We start from the raw sequence: 15812 nt of genomic DNA, 5'->3' as shown, positions 1-15812 counted from the left end.
CCTCATTCGCCGGGCGCTGCCATCCGGCAGCTTGGCTGCGCGCCATGTGGCGCGCGGCGGCAGTCGCCGCCGTTGGTGTGAAAAGGACCGGCGGCGGGAAGGGGCACCCCCGCCGCCGGTCAGAACTGCCAGGTCACGGCCACGGCGCCATATTCATCGCCCTCGTCCTGACCCGCGAATTCCCGCGTGCGGAAGACATGGGTATAGGTGATGCGGGCACTGTGGATATTGACGGCGATGCCGGCCTGCAGGTCCGCGACCCAGGTCTTGCGGTCCACGGACCGGCTGTCGCGGAAGGTGTTGCCGTCCAGGAAGATGTTGCGGGCAACGGCCCGGCCCGAGATGCCCAGAAAGGCGTATAGCCCCACCGGATGGTTGGCATCGGGTTCGAAAAAGCCGCTGCCGGGCAGCGAGGGCTGGATGCGGGCCGGGCCGAAATCGGCCGGCAGGTGCCAGCCGGCGCGGAACATGAAGCCGGCATCGGCATAGGTCGCGATATTGCCCACCGCCCCGCCGATATGCGGCATCACATCCAGCCCGAAGCCTGTGCTTTCCAGCAGTTCGGACCGCCAGGCCCGCTGATAGGTGATGACGATCCCCGGCTCGTTATGGAGCTGGGTATCCCAGCCCATGGGCCGGGGCGCATCGGTCAGCCGGTGGACCAGCTTCTGCGCCGGCTCGGCCAGCGAGGCGGGGCCGACCATGCCCAGCGTCAACTGAAGCTGGTCCATGCGCCGGTTCGTCTCGTTGATCAGCCCGGCCGATCCGTGGAGCCAACCGGCATAGGGCCGTTCGCCGGGCGGCGGGTTGACCGCCTCGATATCGCTGGGCGTGTACATGTTCTGGCCCAGGGAGAAGACGGCCCGGACATGGCCGTCCTGGGCGAAGAAAGGCACCAGCCGCGCCCAGCGCCGCGTCCAGTCCGGCACCTCGTCCCGCGCCGTCGTCCAGACCGCCTGGACGCCGTTCGTGTAATGCCGGTCCAGATTGTAGAAAAGATCGTTTTCCAGGATCAGCGTCAGGGTACCCGTTTCCGCGCCGGCCGTGGGGCCGGTGATCTCCGCCGACGCCGGCAGGGCCAACAGCAGACCGGACAGCAGGACAGGCAAGCATTGAAAGGCACGCCGGAAGCGTGCCCGGGGACAGGCACGCCGGGAGCGTGCCCGGAAACTTGCGCGAAAGGCGGACATGGCGGGAACCGGTATGGTTAAGCGTTTCCTGAAGGAGGCTTTGGCCCCACGTCCCGCCCGCCGCAGTGATGCGCCTCACAGTGGCACCACGGCGCCGGCGCGGATTACACCCGCATGAACCGCCGGATCAGGGCGAAGGTGGTGGCCGGATCGTCGCGGAAGGTACCGTGGCCGCAATCGGGCAGGCGGTGCAGGCGGCTGATGGCCGCCGGCAGCAGGGCGATGATCTCCTCCGCGCATTCCCACGGCGTGATCGGGTCCTGGTCGCCGCACAGCGCCAGGACGGGGCTGGCCGCGGCCGGCAGGCTGTCGCGGAAATCCATGTCCCACATCTCTCCGCCCCGGCCTGAGAAATGTTCCAGCACGGCCGGCTTCATGATGGAACGGGCGCGGCCCGGCCCGTCCAGCGGTGCCTGCACCGTATAGAAGGGCATGACCCGGGCGGCGTAGCCGGCAACCTTGTCCGCCGTGAGGTCGGACCAGAAGGCGCGCGCCAGCGCCCCGACCTCCGGCCCTGCCCGCCGCGCGAACGCCCTTTCGATCAGGTCAAGCCGCATGCGCGCGGCCGTGGAGGACAGGATCACACCCGCCGCATGGCCGGGATGGCGGCGCATATATTCCTGCGCGACGAAGCCGCCGAAGCTGTTGCCCAGCACGAAGGGCTTCTCGATGCCCAGTGCATCGCAGAAGCCCTTCACGTCATCGGCCCATTGCGCCAGGGTCCAGGTGGAACGGTCGATGCCGCCGCTGCGCCCCTGGCCGCGATGGTCCAGATAGATCACCTGGGCATGTTCGGCCATGGCGGCGAAGGCGGGCTTGAAACTGGCATGGTCGAAGCCGGGGCCGCCATGCAGCAGCAGCAGGGTCGGCTTCTTGCGCAAGCTTCCACCGTCCGCCACCAGTTCCGCCCCTTCGACATCGAAATAGAGCGGCACGCCGTTTACCATCACCCGCATGGGTCGTATCTCCTGAAAAAACGGCCCGCTGAAAACGGCCGTCAATCAGGCATCATAGGCCCAGAAGATCGGGAAGATAATAGGTGCTGCTGCCGACCGTCAGATATTCGATGGCACCCGCGCCAATGATCGATCCGTTGAAGAAGTTGTTGATCTCGATGAGGTTGTTGAGAACACCATCATCCGCGTCAACCTCATCATATACACGAAGCGAATTTCCCACTCTCTCAAGGGAGATGTCACCAAATGTTCCAGTAATAATGAGTTTATCTGCCACACCCGACAAGTCGGATATAACATCATACCCACCATTTGTCAGGTTATGGTAGTAGGTGTCATCTCCTGCCCCACCCAGCAAATCGTCATTTCCACTTTCCCCATGAATGAAATCATTCCCTGTACCACCGGCGATGAAATCATTTCCGCTACCGCCATACATGGTATCTGATCCATCATCACCATATATGAAGTCATTTCCGTTCTCACCCATTATGAAATCATTACCGGTTCCGCCAAAAATTGTATCGGTACCGTTCCCACCATAGATGTCATCATCCCGGTCTCCCCCTATCAGGCGTCATTTCCATCAAGTCCTTGTATTATATTATCTTCTCCATTGTACCCGTAAAGCGTGTCACTACCGCTCCCGCCCTGGAAAAGCGCCATTTTTACCCTCCATTTGAGTTGAGTTGCAAAACTGAGTGTATTTTCCTCGTAGAAACCACTTTTATGGGTGATATCTTGCTGAGTCAATTCTAACTTGGAGACGGAAAATGATCGGAAAGATGGAACAAGGAAACAGCATTCAAGAAAATGCAAAAAACATTCTTGAGAATTCAGAGATGAATTCGAAAAATAATCCGGCAGTTTTTTTTAAAAAAACCTCTGATAACGACACCATACTTAAGAGTGTTATTGCAAACGGGTTGTCCGAAAATGCCATCGGATTGATCAGCCGATTGAGCGACGAGACACGCAACCTGATCGCCAAGGCATTGGATACCGGCACGCTTCAGCAGGACACGGTCATGCACGCGCTGAATTATTTCGCCAAGCTTGAGGTGAACCGGGAAGTCAATCCGTCTCACTCCCCGTCAGCGGCGGAGAATGGATTGACGGCAGCGACACAGGCGCTTGGGGCGGCCGAAGCGACGGGTAGCCACATGGCGATGGAACTGGCACAGGCCGGTTATGATCCCGAAGAGTATCGCAGGCAGTCCCATGAGCGCTGGGCGGAGGGAAGGCGTAACGGCGCGAGAGGCTACACGCTGGAGGAGTTGGGCGCCGGCGCCGCGCTGCGGGAGAGCGGGCTTGGCGCGATGATCGCCCGGGATGCCGGCATCGACCTGTCGAAAGGCGCATTGTAACAGGAATATCAGGGCGCATGAAAAGCGGACTTGCGCAAGCCCGCCAATGATTGAAGCAGCGCCAAGGGCCTGCCAGCTATTGCCGCAGAACCGATGCCGGTCGTACAAGCAGACAGCCGGATGAAGCCGGCGGACAGGGAAACGGGGCGAAGACCCGATCCATGCACGAGGAAGGCAATCGGACAATGCGACAGAAGATCCGGCGCGGGTTGGCCGCGCTGCTGCTGGGGGCGCTGACTTTCATGCCGATCATGACCGAAACGGCCGATGCGGCCGATATCCCGGGCGAGGCGCAGCCGGGCCGGGGCGACCGCCTGGTGGGGGCGAATTTCGCCGGCCGGTCGGAGATCATCGCCCGCAACGGGGCCGCCGCCACCAGCCAGCCACTGGCCACGCAGATCGCCATTTCCATCCTGATGAAGGGCGGCAGCGCCGTGGATGCGGCCATCGCCGCCAATGCGGCCCTGGGCCTGATGGAACCCACGGGCAGCGGCATGGGCGGCGACCTGTTCGCGCTGATCTGGGACCCGGCACAGAAGAAGGTTCTGGGCCTGAACGCCTCGGGCCGCGCGCCGGCCGGGCAAAGCCTGAAGGCGCTGACCCGGCGCCTGGGACCGGGCAAGCCCATCCCGTCGCACGGGTCCCTGTCCGTGACCGTGCCGGGGGCCGTGGATGGCTGGTTCGAGCTGCATGCCCGGTTCGGCAAGCTGCCGATGGCGGAGGTGCTGGCCCCTGCCATCGCCTATGCCCGCGACGGCTTCCCCCTGTCGCCCTTCATCGCCAGGGGCTGGGCCAACAATTTCCGCCGCTTCGACCAATTGTCCGACATCATCGAGGAAGGGGAGAATGCGCGGAAGACCTTCCTGATCGACGGCAAGCCGCCCGTCGCCGGCCAGATCTTCCGCAATCCCGACCTGGCCAATACCCTGTCCCTGCTGGCCGCGGGCGGGCGCGACGCCTATTACAAGGGCCAGATCGCCCGCACCATCGACGCCTATATGAAGCGTATCGGCGGCCCGCTGCGCTATGAGGATTTCGCCAGCCACAAGAGCCAGTGGGTGGAGCCGGTCTCCACCGGCTATCGCGGGTACGATGTCTGGCAGATCCCGCCCAACGGCCAGGGGCTGGCGACCTTGCAGATGCTGAACATCCTGGAAGGCTATGACCTGAAATCCATGGGCCATAACAGCGCCGATTTCATCCATGTCTCGGTGGAGGCCAAGAAGCTGGCCTTCGCCGACCGGTCGCGCTGGTATGCCGATCCCGATTTCGTGAAGCTGCCCATCGCCACCCTGGTTTCCAAGGATTATGCCGCCACACGCCGCGCGCTGATCGACATGGGCCGGGCCGGCACGCCGGAAACCGGCATCATGCCGGAAAGCCATGACACGATCTTCCTGTCCACGGCCGACAAGGACGGGCTGATGGTGGCGCTGATCCAGTCCAACTATCGCGGCATGGGGTCCGGCCTGGTGCCCGACGGGCTGGGCTTCATGCTGCAGGACCGGGGGGAGCAGTTCGCCCTGGACCCCGCGCATCCGAATGTCTATGCCCCCGGCAAGCGCCCGTTCCACACCATCATTCCCGGTTTCGTGACCAGGGATAACCAGCCCTTCGCCGCCTATGGCGTCATGGGCGGGGCCATGCAGCCGCAGGGCCATGTGCAGGTGCTGGTCAACATGATCGATTTCGGCATGAATGTGCAGGAGGCCGGCGACGCCGCCCGCTGGCAGCATGAGGGGTCGGCCGAGCCCACGGGGGAAAAGGGCGACGGGGCCGGCACCATCTATCTGGAACAGGGTGTGGCGCCCGCCGTTGCCGACGCCCTGCGCCAGCGGGGCCATAAGGTGGAGGTCAAGCCCGGCCTGCATTACGGCAGCTACGAGGCCATCGTGCGCGACCATGCCAACGGCGTGTACCGGGCCGGCACGGAAATGCGCGTGGACGGGCACGCGGCCGGCTACTGACCGGCCCTTCAGCCCCCGGTCACCCGGCAATCTGCCGGAGTGGCCGGGCCAGCGGGCCTCCAGCCCGGCCATGGCGGCCCGCCCCGGCCGGGGCCAGCGTCAAGGTTCGATCCTGCGGCCCCTGGGTCCCGGCTTTCGCCGGGATGCCGGGCGGGACGATCTGTTAGAAAACATCCGACATCTCCCATCCGAGCCGATCCCATGACCATCGATCCCGTCGCCCTGACCCAGGACCTGATCCGCTGTCCCAGCGTCACGCCCGCCGATGCAGGCGCGCTGGGCGTGCTGCAGGCCGTGCTGACGGATATGGGCTTTGCCTGCCGCCGTCTGGTGTTCGAGCAGGAGGGGACCGACCCGGTCGACAATCTGTATGCCCGGCTGGGCACGGCTGCGCCGAATTTCTGCTTCGCCGGCCATACTGATGTCGTGCCCGTGGGCGATGCCGCTGCCTGGACGGTCGATCCCTTCGGGGCGGAAATCACGGGCGGCAAGCTGTTCGGCCGCGGCACGGCCGACATGAAGGGCGCCATCGCGGCCTTCGTGGCGGCCGTGAAATCGTTCCTGGACCGCAATGGCACGCCGGACGGCTCCATCTCCCTGCTGATCACGGGGGACGAGGAGGGGCCCAGCATCAATGGCACGACCAAGGTGCTGGACTGGATGCGGGCAGAGGGGGAGGTGATCGACGCCTGTCTGGTGGGCGAACCCACCAACCCCCGCGCCCTGGGCGACATGATGAAGATCGGCCGGCGCGGATCGGTGACCATGACGCTGACCGCCTATGGCGCGCAGGGCCACGTCGCCTATCCGCATCTGGCCGACAATCCGCTGCCCCGCCTGACGCGGGCGCTGACCATGCTGGCCGAAAGCCCGCTGGACGAGGGGACGGCCCATTTCCAGCCCAGCACCCTGGCCCTGACCAGCATCGATGTCGCAAACCCGGCCAGCAATGTCATCCCCGCCAAGGGGACAGCCCGGTTCAACATCCGCTTCAACGACCTGCACACGCCGAAAAGCCTGGAGGCGCATGTCCGCGACGTGCTGGAGGAGGTGGGTGGCGCCTGGGACCTGAAGGTGCATGTCTCGGGCGAGGCCTTCCTGACCCCGCCGGGTGCGCTGGTGGCCACCGTGGCCGGGGCCGTGAAGGCCGTGACGGGCCGTGATCCCGAACTGTCGACGAGCGGCGGCACCTCCGATGCCCGCTTCATCAAGAATTTCTGCCCCGTCGTGGAATTCGGGCTGGTGGGCCAGACCATGCACAAGGTGGACGAGCATGTGGATGTCGCCGACATCCGCACGCTCGCCGCCATCTATGACCGGGTGCTGGCCGATTTCTTCGGCAAGGTGGCGGCGTGAACGCGCTGAAGGGCGCCCTGCGGCTGGCGGCACTGGATGCGCGCGGCATCGCGCTGATCGACCCGTCGGCGGCAGCGGCATGGCGCAGCCTGGTGCTGCTGGTGCCCGTGCTGCTGATCCAGGGCATGGTCGACCTCATGGCACCGCCGGCCAATGTCGATACGCAATCGAACATGCTGCTGTCCGCCATGGCCACGCTTGTGCAGATGACCGGCTATCTGCTGGCCGTTTCCAAGGTGCTGGAGGGGACGGGTCGCGGGGAACGGTTTGCCCTGTTCATGTCCACCTATAACGGCTGCAGCGTCATCTCCAGCGTGGTCTATGCGCTGGCCATCACGCTGGCCCTGCAGGCAAGCGACGCCGTGGCCGGTGGCATCGCCTTCGGCCTGATGTGCTGGGGGCTGTTCTATAGCTGGTTCAGCACGCGCGCCGCCCTGGATTGCCCCGGCACCACGGCCGTCGGCCTGGTGATGCTGGAGGTGCTGATCGCCATCCTGGTCCAGGGCACGGCCCTGCAACTGGTCATGGCCGCCGGGAAATAGGGCGTCACGTCCCCGGTGCGGGTTCCGGCGCCACATAGCGGAAGCTGATGCTGTGCGCCTGGGTGCCGTCACGCTCCGGCATGCGGGACTCGAACTTTGTCGTCTGGTTGGGGAACAGGCGGCGGACCGGCGGGATGATCCGCCAGGCGTACAATTCCTTGCCATCCTCCCCCAGGGCCACGGCCTGGATGTCGGGCACGCTGCGCTGACCCTCGGATTTATTGGCGATCTCCCCGGTCACGAACAGCAGGTTCACGCCCTCCACATCGCGGACCTCCACCTTCGTGGTCGCCGGATCGCCGGGGTCGGACAGGCCCGTGCCGGGCAATTCCGCCAGCCCCACCATCTCATACAGCAGGAAGGAAGCGGGCCAGGCCTGGATGATGCTGTCGCGCGCCATCACGATGCCGGTCCCCGCACCGCCCACGGCCAGAAGAACGGCGCCCCAGGCGATGATGGCCGCGCGGCGGACCTTCCCCCCCTTGCCCGGCAGGGCCGGCAGGTTGCTGCCCTTGGGCAGGGGACGGGGGCGGAAGGGCCGCGCCATGCCCAGATCGTCGGCGTCGGGCTGGAAATCCGCGGACTCGAAACCGCGGCTCAGCAGGTCGTCGCCTTCCGCGCCACCGGTCGCGGGCCTGTCGTCGAACAGGCTGGGCCGGGCGGGGGCGGGCGGTTCCGGTGGCGGGGGGGGCGCATTGCGGGCCGCGGGACGGGCCGGGGACCGGGCACCACCGCCACCCGGCCGTTCCACAATGGCCTTTGCCGGCGCTGGGGCCTTTGCCGGCGCGGGCGCGCGTTCGGCCCGGGCGGGGCGGGGCGGGGGGGCGGCCGCGTCGGGTTCGGCGAACCAGACATGGCCGCATTGCCCGCACTTGACCCGCCGGCCCTCTCCCAACAGCCGCGCGTCGAGCATGAAGCGTTTGGCGCAGGACGGGCAGGACAGGATCATCGCAAACGGGCGCCGGACATTGTTGCAGCAAGAGGGTGCCGGGCCGGATGGCCGATAGCACCCCATCCCTTCCTTATAGGCGGGTGCCATGGTCGGGCGCAAGGATGGGGGCGACGCCGGCCCCTATCTCCATCGGATGGGGGGGCTGCCCATCCCATCCTTTACGCCACGCGCGCCCCATGCCATTCCTGTGGGCACCCATCAAGATGGCGGCCCGCCCGCCGCTGCCAACCGGACAGGGGGATGATGAGCCGCCGCGCCCATTTCGACATTCCGTTGAGCCAGGACGCCACCGGCCGTTTCCTGCCCTGGATCATCGCGCTGATGGTCTATCTGGCGTCGCTGGCCCTGGCGGCCTCGCTGGTCCTGTCGGGACTGGCCCAGCGCTGGGACAGCGAATTGTCGTCCGGCGTGACGGTGCAGGTGGCGCCGACCGGCACCAGCAGCCCGGCCGAGCATGAGGACAGGGTGCGCCGGGTCATGGACGCCCTGGCGGCCAGCGCCTTCGTGGCCGACGCGCGGCGCGTGTCGAACGAGGATGCGCGCGCCCTGGTCGAACCCTGGCTGGGGGACGGGGCGCTGGTGGCCGAACTGCCGCTGCCGGCGCTGATCGATGTGCGGCTGAACGACGGGGCGGCCATTGCCGACCTGACCGGACAGCTCGACCGCGCCGCGCCGGGCGTGACGGTGGAGGACCCGGCCCGCTGGCTGGGCGACCTGCGCCGGCTGGCGCGCACGGTCCAGGCCCTGTCCATCGGCATCATCGGGCTGATCGGCGGGGCGGCCGTGGCCTCCATCATCTTCGCGGCCAGTTCCGGCTTCGCCGTCCACCGGGCGGAGGTGGAGCTTCTGCACGTCATGGGGGCCACCGACGGCTATGTCGCGCGCCAGTTCCAGTCCCACATGCTGCGCCAATCGCTGCTGGGCGGCGGGCTGGGGTTCCTGCTGGCGCTGCTGACCCTTTGGGGCCTGCAGCAGGCGGGGCGCGGGCTGGATGCCTCCCTGCTGCCCAACATGGCGCTGGGCGTGCGGGACTGGGCGTGGCTGCCGATGGTTCCCGTCGTGGCCTGTCTGCTCGCGGCGGGGACGGCCCGCATGACCGTGCTGCGCGCCCTGGGCCGGCTGCCGTGATCGCACGGGCCGTGCCGCGGGCAGCACTGGGCCCCCTGCTGACGATCACCCTGGCCTTCCTGCTCTGGCTGGCCGGGTTGTTCCTGTTCGCGGCCGCCCTGCCCCGCCAGGCACCGGAGGACGACATCACCACCGATGGCATCGTCGTGCTGACGGGCGGCAGCGAGCGGCTGACCGTGGGCTTCGACCTGCTGCGGGCCGGCAAGGCCCGCAAGCTGCTGATCAGCGGCGTCTATCGCGGGGTGGAGGTGCGGGAGCTGCTGGCCCTGTCCTCGCGCAGCGGACGCGACCTGGAATGCTGCGTCGATCTTGGCTACGACGCCGACGATACGGAGGGCAATGCCGTGGAGACGGCGCGCTGGATGGCCCAGGAAGGGTTCCGCAGCCTGCGCGTCGTCACGGCCAATTACCACATGCCACGCAGCCTGGTGGAATTCCGCCGCGTCTTGCCCGGCATCACGCTGGTCCCCCACCCCGTGACACCGCAGAAGGTGCGGCTGGACGGCTGGTGGGGCTGGCCCGGCACATCGGAACTGATCGTCAGCGAATACAACAAGTATCTGCTGGCCGTGGCGCGGGCCGCCCTGACGGGGTCGAACCCGCCCGACCCCTGACCTGCCGTCCCCCCTCGGGCCGCCCCCTCTGCGGCACGCCGCTGGACAGGCCCGGCGGCTTGGCGTTAATCCTGCGGGTGATGCCGTCCATACCGGGGCTTTACCGCATGCTGGCTCTGCGCTCTTTACTGTTCAACATCGCCTTCTTCACCTGGACGGCTATCTACTGCTTCGCGATCGTCTGGACCCTGCTGGCACCGCGCAAGGTGATGCTGGCCGCGATCCGGGCCTATATGCACAGCCTGGTCTTCCTGGAACGCACCATCATCGGCCTGCGGTACGAGGTGAAGGGGGCGGAGCATCTGCCCGTGGACGGCTGCTATCTGGTCGGGGCCAAGCACCAGTCCATGTGGGAGACGATGAAGCTGCACATCCTCTTCCACGACCCCGCCATCGTGCTGAAGCACGAACTGCTCTACATCCCCATCTGGGGCTGGTATGCGTGGCGGGCCGACCTGATCCCGGTCAAGCGCGGCCGGCGCGGGGCGGCGATCAATTCCCTGGTCGCCGGCGCCCGCCGGATGCGCGACATGGGGCGGGAGATCGTGATCTTCCCGCAGGGTACCCGCGTGGCCGTCGGCGAATACCGGCCCTACAAGGTCGGCATCGGCGTGCTGTACGAGGATCTGGGCGTGCCGCTGGTGCCCATGGCCGTGAATTCGGGTGTCTTCTGGGGCCGGCACAGCTTCATCAAGCGGCCGGGCCTGATCACCATCGAATTTCTGCCGCCCATCCCGCCCGGCCTGCCCAAGGATGTGGTCCTGTTCGAACTGGAAGCAAGGCTGGAAGCCGCCAGCAACCGGCTGGCCCTCGCCGCCGGCGGCCCGGCCACGCTGAACCCCCATGCGGCCGATCCGCGCGGTGCCGCCGGGCGTCCCCCCGCCGAGAACGAGGAATGACGGGAAGCCGCGCACCGGCCCTTATCCGCGTTCCTTGAAGCTGCGGAGCTGGGTGTTCATCTGCACCGCCAGATTGCTCATCCGGTTCGTGGCCTCGTTGTAGCGGGCCGTCAGTTCCGGTGTGAAATTGCCCTTGGCTTCCGCCTCCAGGCAGGTCAGGAATTCCTGCGTTTCCACGATATAGGCCTTTATGGCCTCCTGCGCGGCCGCCATTTCGCCGGCGGCGGCCGTCACCCCATCCGGCACGGTGGGCGCATCGCCGATATGGCATTCCCCCGCCGCCGCAGGCAGTGGCAGCAGGAACAGGGCATAGGCCAGCAGGGTGGCACGGATCGGCTTGGACGACATGCGGACACCTCCGGACGCGGTGGCATCATGACGGGTGCTTCCCGTCATGCGGTTGCAAGGTTCCTTGCGCAATGCGCCTTGCTGCACTGCGGCAATTCATTCCGATTTCCTGTATAAAATCATGACATGACCGGCCCGAAAATCAACAATCGCGGCCATTACTTTTGTGCATCGCAACCAACCCAAGCCATGCACGAAATATTGTCACAATCGGGTTTGATTTTTTCTCAAGCCTTGCCTGGATTTTTAATATTCTTTCCTGCAACGCCAGTCTGCGCGCGCTGGCCCGTCGCGCTGCCGCCCCTGTTACCGGGAACCGCTGCAGCGGCGACGGCCACCGCGCGCCACAGGGGCGCTGGCGATTGATACCCGGTGAGCGGTGGCGATCACCGGGAAACGGCATAGCTGTGGCGCCAATGCGGGCGGGACCGGCGGCACCATGCCGGGGATGCGCATGTTTTCCCTTGTCGCCGCCGCGCGGGAGCGCTTATCAAGCCGGCACAGGGGCGAACCGCATCTAACGTCAAGGATTGAAACCCGTGAGAAGGATCACTCTGCCGGCAGTGGCACTGCTGGCGGCTGCCGGTGTCGCCCACGCCGAGGACAAGCCATATCAGGACGGCGCCTATGTCGCCTCCTCCGTCGGTGCCTATCTGGGCAACGATTATGCCCGCAGCCCCCTGTGGGCGTTGGCCAAGGGCCAGGCGGACAAGAAGTTCAACGCCACGCTGGCCGCGGGCTACCGCCTGGACGATTTCCGCTTCGAGATCGAGGGCGGGTTCGGCCGCCTGGCCGATGTCAAGAGCACGCAGCCGGGCTTCTCCACCATCCCCGGCTTCCCCACCAATGGCGATGTGACCATGTGGACGGCACTGGCCGGCGCCTATGTCGACGTGCCGGTGACCCGCACCTACCAGCCCTATCTGGGCCTGGGCGGCGGTGTGGCCAGGCTGGACAGCGACAGCCGCCTGGTGCTGGTCAATGACGGCACCCATGCCGCCGCCTTCGGCGAGGTCGGGTTGAACATGGTGGTGTGGCGTGGGCTGACCATGGCCCCCGGCTACCGCTATCTCTGGGTCAATGCCAAGGGTGGCGGGGCCGACAATGTCAGCAGCCACATCGTCAAGCTGACGGCACGGGCCCGTTTCTGAACACCCGGCGCGATGCAGAGCGGCGGCGGGTTCGCACCCCGTCCGCCGCCGCACGCGGCAGGGATGCGCGACCACCCGGCCGATTCCCCTTTTCACGCGGGGCGAACGGGTCTATATAGCCATCATCTTTATCCCATACGGACCGGCCAGCGACCGACGTTGGCAGGCTGGTCTGCTTTGCGGGTGGGCCTTTGGCCCGCCTTTTTGTTTATCTGGGCTCCGCTTATCCGGCATCGGCCGGTGTGGCGGGTGGAGTTGGAACGCGAATGGACGTGCTGGAGCGCATCAGCGGCATCATCACCCCCCCGGTCGAGGCCATGGGGTATGAGATCGTGCGCCTGCAGATTTCCGGCGGGCTGCGCCCGACCCTTCAGATCATGGCCGACCGCGCCGATGGCGGGGCCATGACGGTGGAGGATTGCGCCGACATCTCCCATGCGGTTTCGGCCCTGCTGGACGTGGAGGACCCGATCACGGGTGCCTATACGCTGGAAGTGTCGAGCCCCGGCATCGACCGCCCGCTGACCCGCCTGAAGGATTTCGAGCGGTTCAAGGGGCTGGAGGCCCGGCTGGAGACGATCGTTCCGCTGGACGGGCGCAAGCGTTTCCGCGGCACCCTTTATGGTGTGGAGGGCGGAAACGTCCTGATCGCCCTGGATGCCGGCACCGCACAGCCGCCCAAGCGCAAGCCCGGCGCAAAGGTATCCGCCAAGGCCAAGCCGGTGGAGATCGACCCCGGCATGGTGGAGGTGGCGGAAATCCCCTTCGACCAGGTGGCCAAGGCCAGGCTGGAACTGACCGACGCGCTTCTGCAGGCCGCTGCGGCCGAACAGGGGCTGGCCGCCGGGACCGAGGGCGGACAGATGGATGTGGATGACACGGCCAAGCCTGTGAAACGCCCCAAGCCCGTGCATCCGGGGCCGAAAGCCGATCAGGCCCCCAAGAAGAAGGGTCCGGGGCGCTTCGCCCGCAAGGGCCCGGACGATGAGCAGCATATTGAGACCATAGATGGCCCGACCGACGCCGATACCGGCGCCGGAACGGTCTGACGATCAGGAATAGAAGGCAGGGTTCGCCAGGATGGAACTGCTTCAGGTAGCCGACGCGGTCGCCCGCGAGAAGAACATCGACAAGGAGCATGTGCTCGAAGCCATGGAGGAGGCCATCAAGAAGGCTGGCCGCTCCAAATACGGGCACGAGCATGACATCCGCGCCCGCATCGACCGCAAGACGGGCGATATCCAGCTGACCCGCCACATGGAAGTGGTGGAAGAGGTGGAGAACGAGGCGACCCAGGTCCCGCTGGCCAAGGCCCGCCGCAAGAATCCGCGGGCCGAGATCGGCGATTTCATCGTCGACCCGCTGCCCCCCATCGATTTCGGCCGCATCGCCGCCCAGACGGCCAAGCAAGTCATCGTGCAGAAGGTGCGCGAGGCTGAGCGCGAGCGGCAATATAACGAGTATATCGACCGCAAGGGCGAGATCGTGAACGGTCTGGTCAAGCGCGTCGAGTACGGCAATGTCACCGTCGACCTGGGCCGGGCGGAAGCCATCCTGCGCCGTGACGAGTGCCTGCCGCGTGAGCATTTCAAGGTCGGTGACCGGGTGCGCGCCTATATCTATGACGTGCGCAAGGAACCGCGCGGGCCGCAGATCTTCCTGTCGCGCACCCATCCCATGTTCATGGCCGGCCTGTTCAAGGCCGAAGTGCCGGAAATCTACGACGGCATCATCGAGATCAAGGCCGTGGCCCGCGATCCCGGCAGCCGCGCCAAGATCGCCGTCATTTCCAAGGACAGCTCGATCGACCCCGTGGGCGCCTGCGTCGGCATGCGCGGCAGCCGCGTTCAGGCCGTGGTGGGCGAGCTGCAGGGCGAGAAGATCGACATCATCCCCTGGAAGCCCGATCCGGCCACCTTCGTCGTCAACGCGCTGGCCCCGGCCGAGGTGGCCAAGGTCGTGCTGGACGACGAGGGCAACAAGATCGAGGTGGTGGTGCCCGACGACCAGCTTTCGCTGGCCATCGGCCGCCGTGGCCAGAATGTGCGTCTGGCCTCGCAGCTCACCGGCTGGACCATCGACATCATGACCGAGGCGGAGGAGCGCGAGCGCCGGCAGGCCGAGTTCTCGTCCCGCTCCTCGCTGTTCATGGAAGCCCTGGATGTCGACGACATGATCGCCCATCTGCTGGTGAACGAAGGCTTCACCTCGGTGGAGGAGATCGCCTTCGTCGATCTGGACGAACTGACCCGGATCGAGGCGTTCGACGAGGATGTGGCCGCCGAGCTGCAGAACCGTGCCGTCATCTTCCTGGAACAGCAGAACGAGATCCTGGACGGCAAGCGCCGCGAGCTGGGGGTGGAGGACGATGTCGCCGCCATCGAGGCGCTGACGCCCGCCATGCTGGTCAAGCTGGGTGAAAAGGACGTCCGCACGCTGGACGACCTGGCCGACCTGGCCGGCGACGAGTTGCTGGACATCATCGGCAAGGATGCCATGACGCTGGACGAGGCCAATGAGGTGATCATGGCCGCCCGCGCGCATTGGTTCGCCGAGGAGGAAGGGGCGGAGGGCTGAGGCCTTCCCTCCCTTCATGTGTGAGGTCATGGGGATCGGGGTCATGAGCGGCGGCAGTGAAGCGACGACCGGCTATCCGCCGGAACTCGATGCCGAGGCACAGGCCGACGAGCCGGAGGCCGTGGCGGGACGCAAAAGCCCGCTGCGCCGCTGCATCGCCAGCGGGAAGGTCCAGGACAAGGCGGGCATGGTCCGCTTCGTCATCGGGCCGGACCAGCAGGTGGTGCCCGACGTGGACGAAACCCTGCCCGGGCGCGGGCTGTGGTTGACGGCCGAGGTGGGTTTGGTTGAAAAGGCCCTGGCCAAGGGGCTTTTCGCCAAGGCAGCCCGCCGCGGTGTCAAACCCGTGCCGGACCTGTTGGCGCTGACGCGCCGGCTGATCCGGCGCCGCGCCCTGGGACTGGTCGGTCTTGCCCGGAAGGGCGGGGGCGCCCTGGCCGGGTTTGAAAAGGTACAGGCTGCATTGCGTTCCGGTTTCATCGGCCGGGCGGGCGGTGCGGGCCAAAAGAGTGTAGGATTGTGGTTGGAGGCATGTGACGGGTCCGACGATGGCCGGACCAAGTTGTATGCCTTGGCACAGGCGCGGGGCGTGCCGCTGGTCGATGTGTTCGATCGGGCGGAACTGGGTGCGGCCCTGGGTCGGGAAGAGGCGGTGCATGTTGTGCTGGCGGCCGGGCCGCTGGCAAAGCAGGTCCGCCGCGAGGTTGCACGGTTTTCCGCGCTTGGCGGGGCAGATGCCTGAGTTCTTGGGCATCTGGATAGGTT

The 15812-nt window shown here is 66.3% G+C and carries 16 protein-coding genes; 11 read left to right on the top strand and 5 right to left on the bottom strand.

Annotated elements, in window-relative coordinates; genetic code table 11:
- Positions 1-119: 119 nt before the first annotated feature.
- The 3 genes from ACM9LZ_RS10475 to ACM9LZ_RS10465 all read right to left on the bottom strand — a co-directional run bounded on the left by ACM9LZ_RS10475 (position 120) and on the right by ACM9LZ_RS10465 (position 2717).
- A complete protein-coding gene (locus ACM9LZ_RS10475) occupies positions 120-1109 on the bottom strand; it encodes a lipid A deacylase LpxR family protein (RefSeq protein ID WP_416619341.1) in 990 nt (329 codons plus the stop codon).
- A gap of 185 nt (positions 1110-1294) precedes the next feature.
- A complete protein-coding gene (locus ACM9LZ_RS10470) occupies positions 1295-2146 on the bottom strand; it encodes an alpha/beta fold hydrolase (protein WP_416619340.1) in 852 nt (283 codons plus the stop codon).
- Between the two features lie 52 nt (positions 2147-2198).
- A complete protein-coding gene (locus ACM9LZ_RS10465; protein ID WP_416619559.1) occupies positions 2199-2717 on the bottom strand; it encodes a calcium-binding protein in 519 nt (172 codons plus the stop codon).
- Between the two features lie 202 nt (positions 2718-2919).
- On the opposite strand from ACM9LZ_RS10465, the gene ACM9LZ_RS10460 reads away from it, so the two are divergent.
- The 4 genes from ACM9LZ_RS10460 to ACM9LZ_RS10445 all read left to right on the top strand — a co-directional run bounded on the left by ACM9LZ_RS10460 (position 2920) and on the right by ACM9LZ_RS10445 (position 7378).
- Positions 2920-3513 carry a hypothetical protein gene (locus tag ACM9LZ_RS10460; RefSeq protein ID WP_416619339.1) on the top strand — a complete coding sequence of 198 codons (594 nt, stop codon included), beginning with the start codon at positions 2920-2922 and terminating at the stop codon, positions 3511-3513.
- 185 nt (positions 3514-3698) lie between these two features.
- On the top strand, positions 3699-5480 hold the full coding sequence (gene ggt / locus ACM9LZ_RS10455; protein ID WP_416619338.1) for a gamma-glutamyltransferase: 1782 nt from the start codon (positions 3699-3701) through the stop codon (positions 5478-5480).
- 201 nt (positions 5481-5681) lie between these two features.
- Positions 5682-6836 carry a succinyl-diaminopimelate desuccinylase gene (dapE, locus tag ACM9LZ_RS10450; RefSeq protein ID WP_416619337.1) on the top strand — a complete coding sequence of 385 codons (1155 nt, stop codon included), beginning with the start codon at positions 5682-5684 and terminating at the stop codon, positions 6834-6836.
- The gene (locus tag ACM9LZ_RS10445) at positions 6833-7378 is read left to right on the top strand and encodes a hypothetical protein (protein ID WP_416619336.1); all 546 of its coding nucleotides are present in this window, start codon (positions 6833-6835) and stop codon (positions 7376-7378) included. Before dapE ends, ACM9LZ_RS10445 begins: the two co-directional genes overlap by 4 nt.
- A gap of 4 nt (positions 7379-7382) precedes the next feature.
- Here ACM9LZ_RS10445 and ACM9LZ_RS10440 read toward each other — a convergent pair whose 3' ends face one another.
- Positions 7383-8327 carry a zinc-ribbon domain-containing protein gene (locus tag ACM9LZ_RS10440; protein WP_416619335.1) on the bottom strand — a complete coding sequence of 315 codons (945 nt, stop codon included), beginning with the start codon at positions 8325-8327 and terminating at the stop codon, positions 7383-7385.
- A gap of 243 nt (positions 8328-8570) precedes the next feature.
- Between ACM9LZ_RS10440 and ACM9LZ_RS10435 the strand changes: the two genes are divergently transcribed.
- The 3 genes from ACM9LZ_RS10435 to ACM9LZ_RS10425 all read left to right on the top strand — a co-directional run bounded on the left by ACM9LZ_RS10435 (position 8571) and on the right by ACM9LZ_RS10425 (position 10971).
- Positions 8571-9458 carry a cell division protein FtsX gene (locus ACM9LZ_RS10435; RefSeq protein WP_416619334.1) on the top strand — a complete coding sequence of 296 codons (888 nt, stop codon included), beginning with the start codon at positions 8571-8573 and terminating at the stop codon, positions 9456-9458.
- Positions 9455-10072 carry a YdcF family protein gene (locus ACM9LZ_RS10430; RefSeq protein ID WP_416619333.1) on the top strand — a complete coding sequence of 206 codons (618 nt, stop codon included), beginning with the start codon at positions 9455-9457 and terminating at the stop codon, positions 10070-10072. The genes ACM9LZ_RS10435 and ACM9LZ_RS10430 overlap by 4 nt, the downstream gene beginning before the upstream one ends.
- 107 nt (positions 10073-10179) lie before the next feature.
- Entirely contained in the window at positions 10180-10971 is a 792-nt protein-coding gene (locus ACM9LZ_RS10425) for a lysophospholipid acyltransferase family protein (RefSeq protein ID WP_416619332.1), read from the top strand.
- 21 nt (positions 10972-10992) lie between these two features.
- Here ACM9LZ_RS10425 and ACM9LZ_RS10420 read toward each other — a convergent pair whose 3' ends face one another.
- A complete protein-coding gene (locus ACM9LZ_RS10420) occupies positions 10993-11319 on the bottom strand; it encodes a hypothetical protein (RefSeq protein WP_416619331.1) in 327 nt (108 codons plus the stop codon).
- Positions 11320-11858: 539 nt separating this feature from the next.
- Here ACM9LZ_RS10420 and ACM9LZ_RS10415 point away from each other — a divergent pair.
- From ACM9LZ_RS10415 to ACM9LZ_RS10400, 4 genes are all read left to right on the top strand, one after another.
- On the top strand, positions 11859-12470 hold the full coding sequence (locus ACM9LZ_RS10415) for an outer membrane beta-barrel protein (RefSeq protein ID WP_416619330.1): 612 nt from the start codon (positions 11859-11861) through the stop codon (positions 12468-12470).
- Positions 12471-12736: 266 nt separating this feature from the next.
- A complete protein-coding gene (gene rimP, locus ACM9LZ_RS10410) occupies positions 12737-13519 on the top strand; it encodes a ribosome maturation factor RimP (RefSeq protein WP_416619329.1) in 783 nt (260 codons plus the stop codon).
- A 31-nt stretch (positions 13520-13550) separates the two neighbouring features.
- On the top strand, positions 13551-15047 hold the full coding sequence (gene nusA / locus ACM9LZ_RS10405) for a transcription termination factor NusA (protein ID WP_416619328.1): 1497 nt from the start codon (positions 13551-13553) through the stop codon (positions 15045-15047).
- A gap of 43 nt (positions 15048-15090) precedes the next feature.
- A complete protein-coding gene (locus ACM9LZ_RS10400) occupies positions 15091-15789 on the top strand; it encodes an RNA-binding protein (RefSeq protein WP_416619327.1) in 699 nt (232 codons plus the stop codon).
- Positions 15790-15812 lie beyond the last annotated feature (23 nt).

Source organism: Niveispirillum fermenti (assembly GCF_048066175.1).
In the GTDB taxonomy this organism is placed as follows: Bacteria; Pseudomonadota; Alphaproteobacteria; order Azospirillales; family Azospirillaceae; genus Niveispirillum; species Niveispirillum fermenti.
This window is presented reverse-complemented; position numbering and strand designations above follow the sequence as displayed.

What these genes read in the sequence shown, in the direction of transcription:
- nusA (WP_416619328.1), top strand. Translation starts at nt 13,551, where the DNA reads ATGGAACTGCTTCAGGTAGCCGACGCGGTCGCCCGCGAGAAGAACATC.
- ACM9LZ_RS10425 (WP_416619332.1), top strand. Translation starts at nt 10,180, where the DNA reads ATGCTGGCTCTGCGCTCTTTACTGTTCAACATCGCCTTCTTCACCTGG.
- ggt (WP_416619338.1), top strand. Translation starts at nt 3,699, where the DNA reads ATGCGACAGAAGATCCGGCGCGGGTTGGCCGCGCTGCTGCTGGGGGCG.
- ACM9LZ_RS10470 (WP_416619340.1), bottom strand. Translation starts at nt 2,146, where the DNA reads ATGCGGGTGATGGTAAACGGCGTGCCGCTCTATTTCGATGTCGAAGGG.
- rimP (WP_416619329.1), top strand. Translation starts at nt 12,737, where the DNA reads ATGGACGTGCTGGAGCGCATCAGCGGCATCATCACCCCCCCGGTCGAG.
- dapE (WP_416619337.1), top strand. Translation starts at nt 5,682, where the DNA reads ATGACCATCGATCCCGTCGCCCTGACCCAGGACCTGATCCGCTGTCCC.
- ACM9LZ_RS10460 (WP_416619339.1), top strand. Translation starts at nt 2,920, where the DNA reads ATGATCGGAAAGATGGAACAAGGAAACAGCATTCAAGAAAATGCAAAA.
- ACM9LZ_RS10440 (WP_416619335.1), bottom strand. Translation starts at nt 8,327, where the DNA reads ATGATCCTGTCCTGCCCGTCCTGCGCCAAACGCTTCATGCTCGACGCG.
- ACM9LZ_RS10400 (WP_416619327.1), top strand. Translation starts at nt 15,091, where the DNA reads ATGAGCGGCGGCAGTGAAGCGACGACCGGCTATCCGCCGGAACTCGAT.
- ACM9LZ_RS10420 (WP_416619331.1), bottom strand. Translation starts at nt 11,319, where the DNA reads ATGTCGTCCAAGCCGATCCGTGCCACCCTGCTGGCCTATGCCCTGTTC.
- ACM9LZ_RS10435 (WP_416619334.1), top strand. Translation starts at nt 8,571, where the DNA reads ATGATGAGCCGCCGCGCCCATTTCGACATTCCGTTGAGCCAGGACGCC.